This window comes from Acidicapsa acidisoli, from assembly GCF_025685625.1.
GTDB classification, from domain to species: Bacteria; Acidobacteriota; Terriglobia; order Terriglobales; family Acidobacteriaceae; genus Acidicapsa; species Acidicapsa acidisoli.
This window is the reverse complement of record NZ_JAGSYI010000003.1, coordinates 653,016-671,574: the sequence shown is the minus strand read 5'-3', so window position 1 is coordinate 671,574 and position 18,559 is coordinate 653,016. Positions and strand designations below refer to the sequence as shown.

16 protein-coding genes and 1 other RNA gene are annotated in these 18,559 nt (G+C 57.9%); 10 read left to right on the top strand and 7 right to left on the bottom strand.

What is annotated here, in order from left to right:
• Nucleotides 1-10 precede the first annotated feature (10 nt).
• Together OHL23_RS20590 and OHL23_RS20585 are read right to left on the bottom strand one after the other, a co-directional pair.
• The gene (locus tag OHL23_RS20590; RefSeq protein WP_263353843.1) at nucleotides 11-1,210 is read right to left on the bottom strand and encodes a hypothetical protein; all 1,200 of its coding nucleotides are present in this window, start codon (nucleotides 1,208-1,210) and stop codon (nucleotides 11-13) included.
• Nucleotides 1,211-1,400: 190 nt separating this feature from the next.
• Nucleotides 1,401-2,600: a hypothetical protein gene (locus tag OHL23_RS20585; protein ID WP_263353842.1), complete on the bottom strand. Its 1,200-nt coding sequence runs from the start codon at nucleotides 2,598-2,600 to the stop codon at nucleotides 1,401-1,403.
• A gap of 167 nt (nucleotides 2,601-2,767) precedes the next feature.
• On the opposite strand from OHL23_RS20585, the gene ffs reads away from it, so the two are divergent.
• Together ffs and OHL23_RS20575 are read left to right on the top strand one after the other, a co-directional pair.
• Nucleotides 2,768-2,865: signal recognition particle sRNA small type (gene ffs, locus OHL23_RS20580), an RNA gene on the top strand.
• 114 nt (nucleotides 2,866-2,979) lie between these two features.
• Entirely contained in the window at nucleotides 2,980-4,008 is a 1,029-nt protein-coding gene (locus OHL23_RS20575) for a beta-ketoacyl-ACP synthase III (RefSeq protein WP_263353841.1), read from the top strand.
• Nucleotides 4,009-4,107: 99 nt separating this feature from the next.
• On the opposite strand, the gene OHL23_RS20570 is transcribed toward OHL23_RS20575, so the two are convergent.
• From OHL23_RS20570 to OHL23_RS20555, 4 genes are all read right to left on the bottom strand, one after another.
• Nucleotides 4,108-4,431, bottom strand: a complete 324-nt coding sequence (locus OHL23_RS20570) for a HigA family addiction module antitoxin (protein ID WP_263353840.1) — start codon at nucleotides 4,429-4,431, stop codon at nucleotides 4,108-4,110.
• A gap of 13 nt (nucleotides 4,432-4,444) precedes the next feature.
• On the bottom strand, nucleotides 4,445-4,723 hold the full coding sequence (locus OHL23_RS20565) for a type II toxin-antitoxin system RelE/ParE family toxin (protein ID WP_263353839.1): 279 nt from the start codon (nucleotides 4,721-4,723) through the stop codon (nucleotides 4,445-4,447).
• 91 nt (nucleotides 4,724-4,814) lie between these two features.
• Nucleotides 4,815-5,780, bottom strand: coding sequence for an FTR1 family iron permease (locus tag OHL23_RS20560; RefSeq protein ID WP_263353838.1), 966 nt, complete (start codon nucleotides 5,778-5,780; stop codon nucleotides 4,815-4,817).
• Nucleotides 5,781-5,902: 122 nt separating this feature from the next.
• Entirely contained in the window at nucleotides 5,903-6,805 is a 903-nt protein-coding gene (locus OHL23_RS20555) for a menaquinone biosynthetic enzyme MqnA/MqnD family protein (protein ID WP_263353837.1), read from the bottom strand.
• A gap of 132 nt (nucleotides 6,806-6,937) precedes the next feature.
• Here OHL23_RS20555 and OHL23_RS20550 point away from each other — a divergent pair, with 132 nt between their 5' ends.
• From OHL23_RS20550 to OHL23_RS20515, 8 genes are all read left to right on the top strand, one after another.
• Nucleotides 6,938-7,195, top strand: coding sequence for a DUF6582 domain-containing protein (locus OHL23_RS20550; protein WP_263353836.1), 258 nt, complete (start codon nucleotides 6,938-6,940; stop codon nucleotides 7,193-7,195).
• 157 nt (nucleotides 7,196-7,352) lie between these two features.
• Nucleotides 7,353-8,540 (top strand): DNA-processing protein DprA, encoded by a 1,188-nt coding sequence (dprA, locus tag OHL23_RS20545; RefSeq protein WP_263353835.1) that lies wholly within the window; start codon nucleotides 7,353-7,355, stop codon nucleotides 8,538-8,540.
• Nucleotides 8,541-8,816: 276 nt separating this feature from the next.
• Entirely contained in the window at nucleotides 8,817-11,570 is a 2,754-nt protein-coding gene (gene topA / locus OHL23_RS20540; RefSeq protein WP_263353834.1) for a type I DNA topoisomerase, read from the top strand.
• A 110-nt stretch (nucleotides 11,571-11,680) separates the two neighbouring features.
• Nucleotides 11,681-12,124, top strand: a complete 444-nt coding sequence (locus OHL23_RS20535; protein WP_263353833.1) for a DUF4760 domain-containing protein — start codon at nucleotides 11,681-11,683, stop codon at nucleotides 12,122-12,124.
• A gap of 182 nt (nucleotides 12,125-12,306) precedes the next feature.
• Nucleotides 12,307-12,933, top strand: coding sequence for a hypothetical protein (locus tag OHL23_RS20530; protein WP_263353832.1), 627 nt, complete (start codon nucleotides 12,307-12,309; stop codon nucleotides 12,931-12,933).
• 124 nt (nucleotides 12,934-13,057) lie between these two features.
• Nucleotides 13,058-13,384, top strand: a complete 327-nt coding sequence (locus tag OHL23_RS20525) for a hypothetical protein (protein ID WP_263353831.1) — start codon at nucleotides 13,058-13,060, stop codon at nucleotides 13,382-13,384.
• Nucleotides 13,385-13,522: 138 nt separating this feature from the next.
• Nucleotides 13,523-13,807 (top strand): DUF427 domain-containing protein, encoded by a 285-nt coding sequence (locus OHL23_RS20520; protein WP_263353830.1) that lies wholly within the window; start codon nucleotides 13,523-13,525, stop codon nucleotides 13,805-13,807.
• Nucleotides 13,808-14,090: 283 nt separating this feature from the next.
• Complete coding sequence (locus tag OHL23_RS20515; RefSeq protein WP_263353829.1) at nucleotides 14,091-16,943, top strand: M16 family metallopeptidase; 2,853 nt, start codon at nucleotides 14,091-14,093, stop codon at nucleotides 16,941-16,943.
• Nucleotides 16,944-17,030: 87 nt separating this feature from the next.
• Here the strand turns inward: OHL23_RS20515 and OHL23_RS20510 are convergent, their stop codons facing one another.
• Nucleotides 17,031-18,500, bottom strand: a complete 1,470-nt coding sequence (locus OHL23_RS20510; protein ID WP_263353828.1) for a sensor histidine kinase — start codon at nucleotides 18,498-18,500, stop codon at nucleotides 17,031-17,033.
• Between the last annotated feature and the right edge of the window lie 59 nt (nucleotides 18,501-18,559).

Sequence of the window (18,559 nt, the reverse complement as noted above, 5' to 3'; positions counted from 1 at the left end):
TCTTCGCGAATTACTTCTGCGCCGTTGCTCCAGCTAATTGATAGTCTTTGTAATCCTGGGTGACCATCTGGTGGCGGACGGAGTAGTGGGCGGCGAAAGAGTCGCCGTTGGGGACGACTTCGGAGATCGTAAAGCTCCTCACCGGGACGATCAGGGTTTTGTCGCCGACGGGCCTTGGTGCGAAGTCGGTGCGGATGGTTTCGGAGTGGACGAAATCGGATGGTTTGAAGCTCGCCATGGTGATCGTGCGGACAACGGTTCCTGAATCCGGGTCGAGGAAGATTTCGCCGTGATAGCCCACGTTTGCTTTGAAGGGCTTCCAGTCGCTTACGGATTGGAAGTTGCTGCCGGTGGCGCCTCCGCCTGTAGACGGGCTGGAGCCGGCGCCAGACCCGTAGTTGATTAGGCCGGCGGTATCGGTGTTGGGGAAGCAGCAATAGTTGACGGCGAAGTGGGTCTTTTTCTTGTCGATGGCGAAGGAAAAGACGGCGGTCTGGTTGCCGTTGACCTTCTCCCAGCGAAGAAACTTAGGACTGCCGTTGGCCATGGCTTCCTGGACGACGGTGTTCAGCGTCAGGGCCGGTCCGAGGGAGGCTACCTGGCCGTTCGGTCCCCATTGGGGTTTCTCCTTGGTGGCGGGGATCTTCTCGATGCCGTTTTCGCTCTCGATTGTCTCGGTATGCGTTCCCAGCAGGCGGACATAGAGGCGGGTTTGCTCCCAAAGGGGGTCGTCACTCTGGGAAAGATTGTGGTTGGCCCCGGTGTAGGTGTGAATGGCTTCTACGCCGTCCTGAAAGCGGCCTGTCAGCTTCGTCGCTGTGAGATGCGGAAGTTGCGGGTAGGTTTTAGTGGCGAATTCGGCGGCTTTGGCGAGCATCGCCTGTTGCGCGGCGGCATCGGGCGCAGGCGCGGCGGGCAGATCGGAGGCCGGTGGAGGCAGGGCTGCGCTGCGAGCCTCGAGGACATAGAGCTGTTCGGTGGAAAGCGGGCCGGGGATTCTGTCGGTGAAGGTGTTCATAGTGGTGCTGGTCAGCTCTTCGGTGAGTTCGACCTGCTTGAGCTGCGCAGCTACGTCCTCGTCGCTCTTCTTGGCGTCCTGAAGGCTGGTGAGGAGGTCGTTCAGATCCTGCACGCTGATCTTCTTATTGCTTGCAGACCAGGCTGGCGCTGCCATCGCCAGCAACACTAGAATCCACCGAAAACGATTCAAGAGGGTATCCTTCTGAAATTTAGAGATGAGCGATTGTACTGGTTCGGGAAAAATATTTGTAGCTGTTGCTGAATTGTGTCTTTGCTAAATCTTCGTATCGTTCCTGGTTTCTCTCAGAGTTATGGATGAAACTATCCTTTTCGGCGCCTGACCGGCTCATGGAGAGTTATGAACCGGTCAGATCTCCGAGTTACTTCTGCGCCGTCGTTGCGCCGGCTAACTGATAGTCCTTGTAGTCCTGAGTAACCATCTGGTGGCGGACGGAGTAGTGGGCTGCGAAGGAGTCGCCGTTGGGGACGACTTCTGCAATGGCGAAGGTGCGTACCGGGACGACGAGGCTCTTGTCTCCGACTGGCATGGACGTGTAATCGGTGCGGATTTTTTCGGAGTGGACGAAGTCTGTCGGTTTGAAGTCTGCCTCCGTGATGGTGCGCACGACGATCCCGGAATCCGGATCGATGAATATCTCGCCGTGATAGCCCACGTTGGCTTTGAAGTTCTTCCAGTCGCTGACGGTTTGAAGGTTGCCTTTGGCGGATGATCCGCCGCCTGCGGTTTGACCGCCGTTCTTGGAGAAATTCAGTACGCCTGCGGTATCCGTGTCGGGGAAGCAGCAATAGTTCACGCCGAAGTGTGTCTTCTTCTTGTCGATGGCGAAGGAGTAGACGGCGACCTGCTTATCGTTGATCTTCTCCCAGCGAAGGAACTTAGGACTGCCGTTGGCTGAGGCTTCCTGGACGACGGTGTTCAGCGTCAGCGCCGGTCCTACCGAGGCTACCTGGCCGTTCGGTCCCCATTGTGCTTTTTCCTTGGCAGCGGGGATCTTTTCGACGCCGTTCTCGCTCTCGATGGTGTCGGTATGCGTGCCTAACAGGCGGACGTAGAGGCGGGTTTGCTCCCAGAGCGGGTCGGAGTTGTCGTCCACGTGGCTGTGCATTCCGGAGGTGGTGTGGATGGCCTCGACTCCGTCCTGAAAGCGGCCGGTCAGCTTGGTTGCTGTGAGATGCGGCAGTTGCGGATAGGTCTTGGTGGCGAAGTCCGCGGCTTTGGCGAGCATTGCCTGCTGCGCGGCGGCATCGGGCGCGGGCGCGGTAGGCAGATCGGAGGCTGGCGGCGGCAGGACGGAGCTGCGTGCCTCAAGCACATACATCTGCTCGGTGGAGAGTGGGCCGGGAAGCTGGTCCGAGAGGCTGTTCATGGTGCTGAAGGTCAGCTCTTCGGTCAGCTCGACCTGTTTGAGCTGTAGGGCCACGTCTTCGTCGCTCTTTTTGGCAGCCTGCAGGCTGGTGAGCAGGTCTTTGAGTTCCTGAACGCTGATCTTTTTGCTGCCGGCGGACCATGCGGACGTTGCCGCCATGAGCAGTATGAGAATCCATCCAAATTGCTTCATGTGATTATCCTTGGCGAATTTTCGAGCGCAGCGATTGTAATGGTTCCGGTGGGTAGTTGCATCGGGGAGATTCAGGAAATTCGGAGGGGGAATCGCGGTTCATGTTCCGGGCCGATGGGCGAGGCCGGAGTCTTCGAAGGCCGCCGCCGGATGGTATCATCAGTTAGTGCCGGGTCCTACGCGACACAACCCCGCCAACCCCGCCAGGTCCGGAAGGAAGCAACGGTAACGGGCCAGTGTGGGCGCAGTAGGTCACCCGGTACTTTTTTGGTGTCGCTTTTCTGACACCGGTACCTTTGGTGCACCGAAATCAGGCACGCCCGGATTCGCCTCGCTTCCGGTTATCGGGGCGGAGGGACGGCCTGAAGGAGAGTTTAGTTTGACCCCAGATTCGAGTCAGGTCTTCCGCGGCCCGCATTGCACACGAGTCAAAATCAGCGCACTCGGCACTTACGTTCCCCCAAAAATTCTGACCAATGCCGATCTCGAAAAGATGGTCGAGACCAACGACCAGTGGATTACCGAGCGCACGGGTATTAAAGAGCGCCACATTCTGGACAAGGGACAGGGAACTAGCGATATGGCGGCCGAGGCGGCGCGGCGCTGCCTCGCGGCTCGCGGGATTCCGGCGACGGATGTGGAAGCGATCATTGTTGGCACGGTTACGCCGGACATGATGTTTCCCTCGACGGCCTGCCTCGTGCAGGACAAGATCGGCGCGAAGGGTGCGTGGGGATTCGATGTCTCTGCCGGCTGCTCGGGGTTTGTGTTTGCCTTGCAGGCGGGCGCGAAGCTGGTGGAGAGCGGCGCGCACAAGAAGGTAATGGTGATCGGCGCGGATGCGAACTCGACGATCGTGAATTACAAGGACCGGACAACCTGCATTCTCTTTGGCGATGGCGCGGGCGCGGTGCTGATCGAGCCCGCGGAAGAAGGCGAAGTCGGGCTGATCGACTTTGTGCATGAGATTGATGGGTCTGGTGGTCCGGCGCTGAATCTGGCGGGCGGCGGTAGCCTTCATCCGGCATCTGCGGAGACGGTAGCCAGCGGGATGCACTTCATTCATCAGGATGGGCAGACGGTCTACAAATTTGCCGTGCGCAAGATGGCGGATGCGACCACGCGCGTGCTGGAGCGCAATGGCGTCGAAGGCAAGGATCTGGGTTGTTTCATTCCCCATCAGGCGAACAAGCGGATTATTACGGCGACAGCAGACCGACTGGGCATGGACCCTTCGCGGGTGATTATCAATATTGAGAAGTACGGCAATACTTCTGCTGGGACGATTCCGCTTGCGATGGGGACGGCTGTCGAAGAGGGCAAGCTGAAGAAGGGTGATCTCGTGCTGCTGGCTGCGGCTGGGGCTGGATTTACCGTCGGCGCGGCGTTGCTGCGCTGGGAAATTTAGCGGTAGGGTTCGGGCTACGCACGAGTTAGATCCGACATCTCAAAATCGAGATGTCGGGCACCCTCAGTTGTTACTGATTTGAGACTCACGCGACTCGTTTCAGGCTACGTAGGTCTGTACCTCGGCCTCGATTTTCTTGCGCAGTTCAAGCTTGGCTTTAGAGAGATCGTAACTCTGCTGAAGACTTAGCCAGAATTCCGGGCTGTTTCCAAAAAAGCGAGCCAGGCGAAGAGCTGTGTCCGGCGTGACAGATCGTTTCCCGTGAATGATTTCACCGATACGGGTTGCAGGAACATTGATCTTCACCGCAAGCGCATTCTGGGTAATTCCGAGAGGCTTCAGGAACTCCTTGCTCAGCATTTCGCCTGGGTGAGTTGTTGGTTTGCTGAAGTTCCATCCGCTTGCTGGCCTGGTGATGGTCATACTTTCCCTCTCTTCAGTGATAGTCAGTGATTTCGACTTCGTGCGCCCCATCTTCATTCCAGAGGAAGCATATACGGTATTGATCGTTGATTCGGATGCTGAACTGTCCAAGACGATCTTTCTTCAGAGCCTCCAGCCTGTTGTTCGGCGGAATGCGCAAATCCTCAAGGTTGATTGCTGCATGGAGCTGATCGAGCTTTCGGCACGCTACCGTTCTGATTGTCGCCCATCGCCGATTGGTGCGAGATTCAAAAAGTTCCCTCGTATCATCGTCTCTAAAGCTCTGAATCATTATGTGTTTAACATATAACGCCACGCGTTATATGTCAACGTGTTTTTCCAGGGATCCTCGCGAGACGCCGCCCATCGCGATCTGATTTCGACTATTTGCGTGCAACGAGATAGGAGCCGAGCACAAGCACAGCGGCGACAGCCTGTGCGGCCAGCGTCTCCACAGTGGGGAAGATTGAAAACCACAGACTTGTCCATGCAGGGATTTTGTCTGCCAGGTATGGAATGGTTGTGGTCGGCAGCCAGTGCGCTAATTGCATCTCCTGCGCTTGTTCGCCCACCATCACCAGCAGAACTGCGCCCAGCATGACGCCCGTCAACACCAGCATTCGTCGATAAGGTAGCTTGCGATGCGCGAGGAAGGTTAGAGCCGACACGATTCCGGTAAAGAGAAGTCCGACCGATACGCCGTAGAGCACAGTCTCGCCGCCGAGCTTCAAACGGTAGCTTTGCAGAAACAGGACGACTTCAACTCCTTCGCGATAGAACGATGTGAAGCCGAGCGCGGCCATTCCGAGAAGCACCTGCCTCTGCGATGCGGTTCCCTTCTGGACATTCTCCAACAGATTGCGCTTCCTCTGGTTGTGATGGGTGATCCAGCCTGTCCAGTAGATCTTGTGAAAGAACCAGTTCATGACGACGAGCAGCACGATGATTGCAAGCAAACCTGTGCCTGCCTGGATGTAGAGTGCGTTGATGCTTTTTGTCAGATCTGTGACGACGCCAACCGCGATGAACCAGGTTGCCAAGGTGGCAAGCATTCCCACCGCTACGCCTGCGGCCACCGGATACCCATGCGGTTCACCCGACTTCGTCATGCTGGCGGTGATTGCAGTAAGGATGAGAATGCATTCGAGCCCTTCACGGAAGACAAGAACCGCGATGTCGAGGACCCCAGCAAGCGAACCGGACGGATAGTTTGTCGGATCAGGATTTCCGGCAGCAGTGATTCCCTGCCAGATCAGCAAAATAAGAACCAGAAGAGCAGCGGCCGTAACACTCACACGCAGGGCAAATCTGTTAAGAAAGAATGGCCTGGGTGCCACTTCTAGACGCATAAAGATCCTCAAAATCTAATATCCGACCAAATCGGTCTTGTATTAATATACGACATTAATTGTCCGGATTTTTGGACAGGTATAAATCCGACTATCCGTTGACGCGCAATCGCGGGGAAGAATTAGAAGCTGAATTGTGGCAGGACGCCTGTTTCTGCTGCGAGTTCGTAGAAGCGACTGAGGCCCGCCTGACACTCTGTGTCCAGATAGTAGTAAATATTGCTGGTTAGATAGGTGCGGATTGTGTTGGATGGGATTGGCAGCTTTGAGCTCCACTCTTCTACCAGGGTTTCGATGTTGGCGAGGCCGCGGTCGCGAGAGGCGGTGAAGTCGGCGGAGATTTCTTCCAATGTGCGACCGCTGGCTTCGAGCGAGGCTTGGCGGATAGCCCAGACGGCGGCTACCCAGGGTTTGCCCGTCAATTTGATCCACTCTTCGGCGATGTCGTGGTAGACGAGTTCTTCGCCGTCTCGTTCTTCGCGGTTTTGCCGCTCTTCCAGGGCGAATAATGCGGGGTCGCCGATGAGCAGGGCGGCGTCGGCGGCTTCGAGCATCGGGTCGAGGTCGGGGCGGTGGGGAAGGAAGACGGTTTCGGGGTTCCACCAGCGGCGAAAGAGGATTTGCGTGTAGGCGATGGATGCTCGCGAGGAGGTGTCTGCGGCGATGGTTCTGATTTCCGCGAGCGGCTGGCTGGCGCGGCGGACGAGAAGAATCGAGCGGACTTTGCGCTTTGACGCGATCACGCAGCCGGGGATGATCCGAAGGCCGGGCGTGGTGGCCAGCGCCGCGACGGGGACGAGGCCGATGTCGGCTGCCTGGGGATGGTCGATAGATAGGGCGAGGCGCTCGGCGCAGGCTGAGGGGAGCATCAGTTCAAGCTGGTAGCTGGCGGCGAGTTCGCTTTTGTGCGGCTCGTGCTCGAAATCCCACATGAGCGGGGCTGGATTGAGGAAACGGATTGCAGCGATGCGTAATTTTGATGCTTCGGCGGCCGGACCGGAGCGTTCTACGGAAAACTTATTCACCTATTCAGAGTATCAATTCGGATTACCAGGGCACTGCCGTGCGGAGTTTTTGACGCTGTAATTGGAGGAGGAGTCTTGTTTTGCACTCTCCATAACTCGACGGGACGTGAACATCGGATTCGGAGGGTCGTCATGAGCAAACTAGACACTAAAGAGCGCAAGGAGATTCCGGCGAAGGAATATGCCTTTCCGAAGGAGAAAAAAGAGCCGCTTGAAAATGCTGCGCATGTGCGGAATGCCATTGCGCGTTTTAACCAGGTGGAAGGAGTTTCGGAAGAAGAGCGCGATGCTGCGTGGAAGCGAATCAAGGCTGCGGCGAAGCGGTTCGGTGTGGAGATGGAGGAGTCGAGCCGGAAGGAGCTGAAACCTTCGAAGACGAAGAAGAGTTAGGGGGATTGCGCCCGGTTTTCCACCGGGAGCTATTGACATTCCGGGGCGCGGCGGATAGTGTTTGCGAAGTTCACCCTGAAATTAGGAATTCTGAAAAGCGCTCGCTCCTGTGAGCGCCTTTGCAGACATAGTTAGATCCGCTCGAAGAAAACAGATCATGACGACTGCGCCGAATGTGCCCGTATCGGGTGCTGCCCTTGATGAAGATCGCCTTGCCCTGCTTGCTCTTGCGCTCGCGCCAGGGCTTGGACCTCGCCGTATTTTGGATGCGATGCGGCAGTTGGAGGCGCCGAGCCAGATTTTTGGGATGCCGCTGACGGCGATTGAGGCGCTCAAATTTCCGGCTATCTCGGCGCAGTATGTATTTGACGGCAAGGCCCGCGCGGGAGCCGAGCAGGAATGGAACCGTGCGCGGGAGCAGGGAGTTGAGCTGGTGACTCTGGCATGCCCTCAGTATCCGGAGCGGCTGAAGGAGATTTACGATCCTCCGCCAGTGCTCTGGGTGCGCGGGAATGCCGGTCTGCTGGCGCGGCCATCGATTGCGGTTGTGGGAACGCGGCATCCGACGCCTTATGGGACGGGGATTGCGGAGATGCTGGCAAGGGATCTTTCTGCGCGCGGGATGCTGATTGTGAGCGGCATGGCGCGGGGGATCGACACGGCTGCGCACAAGGGAACTCTGGCGGCGGGCAAGCCTACGGTAGCGGTCTGGGGGACGGGCGCGGATGTGATCTATCCCAAAGAAAACAAGCGGCTTGCCGAGGATATTCTGGCGATGGGCGGGGCCATTGTCTCGGAGTTGCCGCTGGGGACATTTCCCGCGCCGCAGAATTTTCCCCGGCGCAACCGAATCATCTCCGGGCTTAGCATTGGCGTGCTGGTGGTGGAGGCGAGCGAGCACTCGGGGACGCGGGTGACGGCGCGTTGCGCGGCGGATCAGGGGCGGGATGTTTTTGCCGTGCCGGGGAATGTTACGAGCAAGAATTCGTGGACTCCCAATACGCTGATCAAGCAGGGCGCGCAGCTTACGGCGACCTGGGAGGACGTGTGGGAGGTATTGTCGTCGCAGGTTCGCCTGGAGCTGGAGTCAGGATGGGCGGTTGAATCCGGATCTGAATCGAAAGCGGCGGCGGGTGCATCTCTTCTGCCTGACCCGGCAATCGGGGCCAACGAAGCCATTGTGCTGGAGGTGCTTCGCCAGGATGCCGCGCTTCAGATCGATGAGATTCTCGAACTGTGCGAGACGCAACTCACGTCCTCTGAGGTTTTTACGGCCTTATTCGAGCTGGAGTTGGCAGGGCGGATTCGCTCGATGCCGGGCAAGAATTATGTCCGGAGTTTCTGAGATCAATCCGGACATTTCCAGAGGCCGATTAGGGCAGGATTAGCAAAACAGGGGCATTCCGTGTTAGCGTCCTGATTCTGTAGGGCATTTTTTCTGAGTTCGGTCCTCGGGGCCGGACATCGGTTTTATTTTGCCGGGAAACCGGTGCAACAGTTTGACCCGCGCAGCAGTCCAAATCGTCAATGGGTTGAATTCAGGGATTGGACTCTGAGGCTGGATCTGAGTTTGAACAAGGCAAGTTCGGGCGCCGTATTAGTGCCTGGTAAAGGGAAATACATGAGCAAATCACTGGTGATCGTCGAGTCTCCCGCCAAGGCGAAGACGATCGGGAAGTATCTTGGCAAGGAATATGAAGTGCAGGCGTCCATCGGTCACATCATGGACCTGCCTAAGAACGATATTGGCGTGGAACTGAAAAAGCGCACCTTCGAGCCGACGCTGATCGTCTCTCCGGGCAAGGAGAAGCTGGTTGATCAGCTGAAGAAGGCTGCGCTCAAGGCTGATCACATCTTTCTGGCGCCTGACCCGGATCGCGAAGGGGAGGCGATTGCGTACCATCTGGCGATCCAGCTTGGCGTCAACGCCGCGCAGCGCAAGAAGATCCGTCGCGTCACCTTTAACGAAATTACGAAAAAGGCGGTGCAGGACGCCTTCCAGCATGCCCGGGCTATCGATCAGGACCTGGTGGATGCGCAGCAGACTCGTCGTGTGCTGGATCGGCTGGTGGGCTACCAGGTTTCTCCGCTGCTCTGGGACAAGGTACGGCGCGGACTCTCGGCTGGCCGGGTGCAGACGGTGGCCGTGCGGCTGATTGTGGAGCGCGAGCGGGAGATTGGCGCGTTCAAGCCGGTCGAGTACTGGACGCTGGATGCGGAAGTTCATCCGCAGGGCGAGAAAGGCAAGACGTTCACGGCTCGGTTCGTGGGCGTGGACGGGGAGCCGGCGCGGGTTGCGAATGGCGTGGACAAGGACGGCAAGGCGCAGTTTATCGGGAGCGCGCTGCCGGACGAAAAGTCGATGAATGCGGTGGTTGCCGCTCTCGACAAGGCGCGCTGGACTCTGGCGTCGGTGCAGTCGAAGGAGCAGCAGCGCAGGCCGTTGTCGCCGTTCATTACGAGCCAGTTGCAGCGCGATGCTTCGACCAAGCTGGGTTTCAATGTTCGGCGCACGATGGGTGTGGCGCAGCGGCTGTATGAAGGCGTGGAAGTGGGCGCTGAGGGGACGGTGGGTTTGATCACCTACATGCGTACCGACTCGCCGCGCTGCTCGCCGGAGTCGATTGAGGCTGCGCGGGGTTGGATCAAGACCACGCTTGGGCCGAAGTATTTGCCTGCAGCACCGATTGCCTACAAAGGAAAGAAAGATGCGCAGGATGCGCATGAGGCGATCCGGCCGACGGATGTGAACCGGACGCCGGAATCGATTGCGCGCTACCTGAGCGATGAGCAATTGAAGCTGTATACGCTGATCTGGCGGCGGTTTGTGGCCTCGCAGATGACGGCGGCGGTTTATGACGTGACCACGGCGAAAATTGCCGCGGCTTCGGTGAAGAACTCCAAGACGTACGATTTTCGGGCCAGCGGCTCTGTGTTGCGGTTTGATGGATTTTTGAAGCTTTACGAAGTCGCGGAAGTTGCCGAGGACAAGAAGGACGACGATGAGGGTTCGTCGCAGAGACTGCCCAATCTGGATGGCGTGTCGCGGCTCGAAAACGAGAAGCTGAACACCAAGCAGAGCTTTACGCAGCCTCCTCCGCGTTATAACGAGGCCTCGCTGGTGAAGGTGTTGGAAGAGCGCGGCGTCGGGCGGCCTTCGACCTATGCTTCGATTATCAACACGATTCAGGACCGCGAATACGTGGTCAAGCCGGGCGGGACGCGCGGGCCGTTCTATCCAACCGAAATCGGCGTGGTGGTTTGCGATCTGCTGGTCAAGAATTTTCCTTACATTTTTGACACGGCGTACACGGCCAAGCTGGAACTGGAGTTGGACGACATTGAAGAGGGCAAGGAGAAGTGGACCGACCTTTTGAAGGGGTTCTATGGCCACTTTGAAGAGGAGTTGAAGGTCGCCGAGAAGGAGATGGAGTCCATCAAGGCGATGGAAATCACCACGGATGAGAAGTGCGAACTGTGCGGTTCGCCGCTGGTGTTGAAGTGGGGCAAGTTCGGCACCTTCTTTGCGTGCAGCGCTTACAACAAGAAGGACAAGAACAGCTGCACCTTTACCAAGGAGAATCTTGCCGGCAAGCCGGACATGAATACTCCGGAGGCGCAGGAGGCGGAGCAGAACGAAGAGTACTGCGACAACTGCGGGCGGGTGATGGTGCTGCGGCGCGGGCTGTTCGGGCCGTTCATGTCGTGCCCGGGCTTTAACGAAGATCCGCCGTGCAAGACGATTCGCAAGCTGAGCCAGAAGCAGCAGCAGAAGTTGAATGCGCCGCAGCCGACGGGCGAGGAGTGTCCGCTGTGCGGCAAAGAACTGGTGCTGCGTAATGGGGCGTATGGGGAGTTTGTATCCTGCTCAGGCTACCCGAAGTGCAAGTACGTGAAGCAGAACCTGATCGAAGGCATGAAGTGCCCTAAGTGCGGCGAGGGCGACCTGGCGGAACGCAAGGCGCGCCGGGGAAATATGTTCTGGGGTTGCACGAACTATCCGAAGTGCGACTTTACTTCGAACTACAAGCCTGTCGCCAAGAAATGCCCCAAGTGCAAGAGCCCATACCTGCTGGAGAAGACTCTCAAGTCCGGGGTCTACCTCATCTGCCCGAACAGTCTGAAGTCTGCGGCGGAGGAAGCAGCTCCGAAAAAAACCGTCGCGGCCAAGAAGGGCGCTGCGGCGAAAAAGTCCACCAAAGCTGCGGCTGCGAAGGCCGTTGCAGCGCCGGTGGCAATCGACTGCGAGTATACAAAGCGGATTGGGGATGCGCCTCCGCCGCCGACTGCCGAGACGCATGGGCCTGTCGCTGAGAGCGCAGGTGGCTTGATGGCAAAGAAGGGCGAAAGCCGCGAGTTGCAGCCGGTTTCGTGAAATCGTATGGGGCCTGAATCTGCTACCTGTTACGGATTCAGGTCTTTGCTGTACGGTGTTGTACGGTCCGGGTCTCCGCCATCGATTAGGATGGTCTGCGGAGGCAACACATGCAGCAGGGATTGGCAACCAGCGCCGATGGCGAACTGATACTCAAACTCTATGAACTGCGGACCGAAGCAGTGATGCGTCAGGCGCGGGCTTGGATCACGGGCGAGTTCTGGCCGACTACGGCTGAGGAGTTTTTTGTCGTTCTGAATGACTTTGGATCGCAAAAGAGCTGCTATTTGCGGCAGGTAGTGACGTACTGGGAGATGGCTGCTTCTCTGGTGTTGCACGGGTCGCTTTCCGCGGATTTGTTTGTGGATTGCAATCCGGAGCCATTTTTCATTCTGGCCAAACTGGCGCACATTCTGCCGGCAATTCACGAGAAATTGCCTACTTACTTCTCGAAGACCCTGCAACTGATCGAGATTTCCCAGCCGGCAGCGGCGCGTTATGAATTGGCGCGAAAGAACGTTGCAGCACGGCTGGAGGCGCGCAAGGCAAGCTAAGCGGTTTTTGACGCGACGTATGGTAGTGGGTCCGTTTTGAAGCGTTCACAACGGACCTTAGCCGGAACATGGCATTCTGCTGGAGCATCGTTGTGGCTGCCGACGTGAAATGAGGCTCCGGTGCTATGATCCCGACACGGTTCTTTCGCAGGAAGGGCTGTGCCGTGATTAGGAGGCTCGCTATGACTCAATCCTTGGTCAAGAGCTGGTGGCTGCTGGCATTGTGTGGCGTTCTTGATGCACTATTTGCCGTCCTGATCGTTCTTATGGGGAGGCCGGATGTATCCCCGAATCTGCATGCATTGATCCACAACAGAGCTGCGATTCTGTTGGGTCTGCTCGCTCTGGCAGCAGGTTGTTGCACGATTGCAGCGAGCGTTTGGGGTTTAAGAAAAGATAATTACTGGTTTCTGGTGCTGAACGGCCTTGCCTGTATCTCACTCGGGATTCTGGTCACTCTTGGAGCAACGAAGCCGATCACCTTTCGAACAATCGCGCTCGTGATCGTCATAATGGCAATGAGCATCGGCCTTTATGAATTCGCAACCGCACGAACATTGCGGGGGCATCTCATAGATGAAGGGCTTCTTGGCGCTGCGGGAGTGGTCTCTGTTGGTTTTGCTTTAGTGTTTCTTGGTTTCGTCCTTCGCTGGATCAAACTCGATCCGAGTCCATCGGCGCAGACCTTCGACTGGCTTGGCTCTTATTTCGGATTTACAGCGATCTGCATGGTGGGGCTGGCTCTGCGCCTGAATGGCCTACGGGGTCACATTGATCGCATGTCCAGCGGCAAATTGCAAACTGGCTGAGTTCAAACCGACCCACTACCCGATGTATCAATAGCTTGCCAAACCGGCCGGGTTTGGCGCATTCTCTTGATTGATCTGTATCGCACGTAAATCCCAACACAGGTTTTTGCAGCGGAGAAAATACATGAAACGTATCGCAGCAATTTCGCTTTCGCTCCTGTCCTTTGTTTCAGTTACAGCGTTTGCCGCCGACTCAACCAAAGTCAACGGCTGGATTTCGGATTCAATGTGCGGCGCCAAGCATGCTGGAACCGGTGCGGCTTGCGCCAAGAAGTGCATCGAAGGCGGCAGCAAGCCGGTCTTCGTGGATGAAGCCAAGAAGCAGGTCTGGGCGATCGACAATCCAGATGCGGTCAAGGACGCCTACGGCAAGCATGTCGCCCTCTCCGTAACCTCCGATGCGGCAACCAAGAGCGTGCATGTAACCGGCGTTTCGGTTCTCGCCGACTAAGGCCAATCGAGTATTCAGCCTTTGAGCCGGATCGGAAGTTTTGCGATCCGGCTCAAAGGCGCATCCAACAATGTGATTTCTACCTCTCTGGCTCCGGTTTTCGGGAACCAAAAAACAGGATTGGACGTTATTAAGAACATGGCCAAGGCAGTATGGAACGGCATCGTCATTGCCGAAAGTGAAAGCTACGAAACGGTTGAAGGAAATGTGTACTTCCCGGAGTCGTCTTTGAAGCGGGAGTTTTTCCGTCCCAGTTCTACCACCTCGACTTGCCCCTGGAAGGGACAGGCGCGCTACTACTCTCTCTTCAGCGACGGTCAGGAGAATCCTGACGCCGCGTGGTACTATCCGGACCCAAAGCCGGCGGCGCGCAAGATCAAGAATCACGTCGCTTTCTGGCGGGGAGTGGAAGTCGAGAAGTAGCTGCCGCAGGATCATCAGAGATCTCCCGCGGAGTTTGCGTCGTCTAGGCAACGTGCCGAATCCGCAGGTTTCGTCGCCGGAAGTGTGTTTTCGCGATTCGATTCGATTTCCGATTCTCCGCTACGGCGTCTCATCCTTATCCAAAAACTCTGGATTCGTATTTTTTCAGGCAGAACTCGCTCCGGAGCGTGTGTGTCCGGTGAAGATTGGCGGAACCGGCGGGAGCCGAACTTGCGTATGCGGTAAATGAGAACTTTGTCTATTAACGTGTTGCGGAGATTCCATGAAGAACAAGGCTTTTGACCACTGGCGCAGCGGAATGCTGCAGATTGCGGCGCTGGCCATGACAGCGTTTTTCAGCATGCAGGCTCTGGCCGCTGCTGAGCCTGCTGCCGCTCCGCTGAAGGTTCCCGATCTCAAGTACGAGAAGTACACACTGCCGAATGGCCTTGAGGTGATTCTCCGGGAAGATCATCGACTTCCGCTGGTGGCCGTGGATCTCTGGTATCACGTGGGCCCGGTCAATGAAAAGGTTGGTCGCACAGGATTTGCGCACCTCTTTGAGCACATGATGTTCGAGGGTTCGGAGCATGTGGGCGAAAAGGCGCACATCAAGTACCTGGAAGGCGTAGGCGCGACGGACATCAACGGAACGACGGACTACGACCGGACCAACTATTTCGAGACGGTTCCGAGCAACCAGCTCGATCTGGCTCTCTGGCTCGAGAGCGATCGCATGGGCTTTCTGCTTGAGACGCTGGATCGCGCCAAGCTGACCAACCAGCGCGACGTAGTCCGCAATGAGTTGCGGCAGGATGAAGGCCAGCCTTACGACGTGGCCGACGAGGCGATGGGGCATCTGCTGTTTCCCAAGGGCCATCCCTACTACGGCAATATTATCGGCTCGCATGCCGATGTTGAGGCAGCGCGGCTGCTCGACGTGCGGGATTTCTTCCATCGCTTCTACACGCCGAACAATGCGAGCATTGCGATTGTGGGCGACTTTGACGCAGCCACGATCAAGGACAAGGTCGCTAAGTTCTTCGCGCCAATTCCGACCGGTCCAGCGGTGGAAAAGATCAAGGTCGAGACTCCGCCGATCACCACCGAGCGCCGCGTGACAGTGACCGATACGGTGCAACTTCCGCGGTTGACGGTCGCATGGCTTACGCCGGAAGCGTATAAACCCGGCGATGCCGATGCGGATATGTTTCTCAGTATTCTCGGCGGTGGCAAGGTCAGCCGGCTCTATCAGAAGCTGGTATACGAGACCCAGGTGGCACAGAGTGTGACCTGTAACAACCAGTCCAAGATGGTGACGTCGATTGCGCAATGCGACATTCTGGCGCGCCCCGGAGTGAAGCTCGAAGATCTGGAGGCCGCATTCGACAAGGAAGTGGAGGCGCTGCGTACCGAGGGGCCGACGCAGGCCGAACTGAACCGGGCGCGGAACAAGCTGCTCTCCGGGTTGATCCAGGGATTGCAGCGGCTGGGCGGCTTTGGCGGCGTGGCCGACATGATGGATCGCTACAACCAGTACCTGCATGATCCGGGCTATCTTCCCAAGGATGTGGCGCGGTATGAAGCGGTAACCACGGCCAGCGTGAAGCAGGTTGGACAAACAGTATTTGGCAAAAATCAACGCGTAGTGGTCTATTGCGTCTCCGGCAAGAAGGTTACGGACGATGTTCCGCGCAGCCCCGAGGATACGGACGCCAACGTCAAGGTTGTTCCGCCGTATACGCCGGAGTTTGAGACGGCGCAGAACTGGCGCAAGGATGCTCCCAAGCCGGGGCCGGAGCCGACGCTGCACTTGCCGACTCCAAAGACGTTTACCGCTGCCAACGGGATGAAGGTCTATTTGATTGAGGAGCACGCGCTGCCGGTGATGAGCGCTTCGCTGGTGACGCTTGCCGGGGGTGAGAATAATCCCACCGATAAGCCGGGCCTCGCGGCCTTTGCGGCTCGCATGTTGACAGAGGGAACGACGACGCGGTCGTCCACGCAACTGGCCAACGATGTCGCACAGATCGGTGCGAACCTCGGGTCGAACGCGACGATGGATTCTGCGACGATGTCCGTAGGAGCGCTGAGCAACAATACCAGCGGCGCGATGGAACTGCTTGCCGATGCGGCGCTGCATCCGGCCTTCAAGGCTGAGGAGGTAGAGCGCATTCGCAAGCAGCGGCTGGTGGCTATTCTTCAGGAAGGGGATCATCCGGTGCTTTCTGCCCTTCGCGTAGGACAGAAGGCGGTTTACGGCGAACAGCCCTACGGTTTCCGGGCAGTTGGGACAACCGCCTCGGTGAAGGCGACGACGCAGACGGATCTTTCCTCGTTCTGGGCCGCGCATTACACCCCTAAAGACGCCGCGCTGATCCTGGCCGGCGATTTCACGGAGTCGGAAGCGAAGCGTATGGCGGACAAATACTTCGGCGGCTGGGCCGCGACCGGAAACGCATCGGAGACCCATCTTCCCCCTGCGCCGAGCGCACCGGAGCGCAAGATCGTACTGGTGGACAAGCCGGGATCGCCGCAGACTACGTTGATTGCCTTTGGCCTCGGCGTGCCGCGCAACTCACCGGACTACCCGGCCGTGACTGAAATGAACAGCATTCTCGGAGGCCTGTTCTCTAGCCGCATCAATATGAATCTCCGTGAGAAGAATGGCTTTACGTACGGAGCCTTCTCGGGATTCATGTTCTATCGGGGCGGAGGACCGTCCTTCTCAGGCGCTCAGGTACGAACGGACGTTACCGGTCCAGCTGCGCGGGAGCTTTTCTCGGAGCTGAATCGGATTCATACCGATCCTGCAACTCCGGATGAACTCAAGCTTGCGAAAGACAATGCACTGCGCTCGCTGCCGGGCGAGTTTGAGACTGTCGGCAATGAATCGGCGCTGATGTCGCAGCTATTTGTCTATGGACTGCCCAACGATTACTTTCAGAAGCTGCCGTCTGCCTTTGAGGCGGTGACTCCGGAGGCGGTAGCGAAGGCTGCTCAGGATTACATCCATCCGCAGAACCTGATTGTGGTTGCGGTGGGCGACCGGGCCAAGATCCAGCCGGATCTGGAAAAGCTCAACCTGGGACCGATTGAGATCCGGGACGAAAGCGGGGATCTGGTTAAGCAGTAATCCCAAAAAAGCAGCGGTGAAACATGGAATCGGGACAGGGGATTGAGCGACCTGTCTCGATTTCTTTTGCTTGCAAACGTTGGGAGTTTAATAGGCTTGCAGCTGATTGAGCGGAAGGCGCACCCGGAAGCAGGTTGCGCCGTCTTCGGAACGCACGCCCAGATGCCCGCGATGCTTGCGCACGATGCGTGTCGCGTTGTCGAGCCCCAGTCCCAGGCCCTGACCGGGCGGCTTGGTGGTGAAGAATGGCTCGAAGATACGGTCCTGCAACTCCTTGGGAATGTCGGGACCGTCGTTCCAGACTTCCACCAGAATCATGTCACCCTCAAGCTTGCAGACGACGCGAAGGCAACCCTTTTTCTCGGGGTTCTTGCTGCGGTCGATTTTTGCGAGGGCGTCGATGGCGTTCTCGATCAGGATCGTCCACACCTGGTTCAGTTCGCTGCCGTAGGCGCTGATGGTGGGCAGCTCCGGCTCGTACTCGCGTATGACATTGATCTTCCCCATGCGCGACTGGAGCATTTGCAGCGTAGCGTCGAGCCCGGCAGGTACGTCCACCTCGAGAATCGGGGCGCGATCCATGTAGGAATACGTCTTGATGGCGCTGATGAGGTCGAAGATGCGGCTGGTCGAACTCAGCATGGCCTGGGCGTAGTGCTCGGCGCGCAGGGTGGAGGCGAACTGCTCTAGGACGACCTGAATTGCGTTTGGATCGAGAAAGCCGAGAAGCGGGTCAAGGTCGGCCGCTGCGACGCCGAGTTCGGCGAGGTCGGGAGCCACCGGCCAGGCCTCGCGGCTGCTGTGACGGTCGATCCACCCTCTGATTTCATCTTCGAGCGCGGCTACCTCGACCTGATCGGCAAGGAGCGCGGCCTGCGAGCGTGCGCGCACGTCGCGTTCCCAATTCTGCACGGCCAGAACCTGCTCAGGGGTGAGGCATAGAGCGACGAGCCGATAGCGCCCGTCGCCGATGGAGTGCAGTTCAGTGAGGATGCCGCCGGCGGCCCGCTGCGCAGCGGAGGATGGATTGTTCAGCTCGTGGGCGAGATTGCCAGCCAGTTTGCCCAGCGCGGTAAGCTTCTCGCTTTGCTGTTCGATGCGGGTGACTTCCCGGACGCGGTCGAGGAGGGTCGAAACAACCCGCTGGCCGAACGAGGGAATGACCTCGAGTATCTCCGGAAACATGGATTTGTGGTAGATGATCGCCCACACGTCCGAGGCCGCAAAGCCCTGGCCGCCATAGCTGGTCATGCGGGAGAAAGGCAGGACTCCGGTCATCTGGCCACTGCGGCCGATAAAGAGCGCCATCGCTCCGTTGCGCGTGCGGCGGACATGGAGTTCGCCTTTGAGGATCAGCATCATCTGCTCAGCGGGATCACCCTCTTCAAAGAGGACATCGCCGGCCTTGGCCCGGACCTCTTGCCCGCGTCGCGCCAGCCACTCGCGTTGATCGGCGGGCAGGCCTTGCAGCGGGGGAATGCGATCGATGGCCGCCATGACTTCGCCCAGAGGTGTGGGCGTTTCCGGAATCATGGACGGGGGAATCACGGTCTGCATTGCGTCGGCCCTTTCTGCACAATCCTCAGTTTATCGGATGAATTGAATGGCGGGTTTCG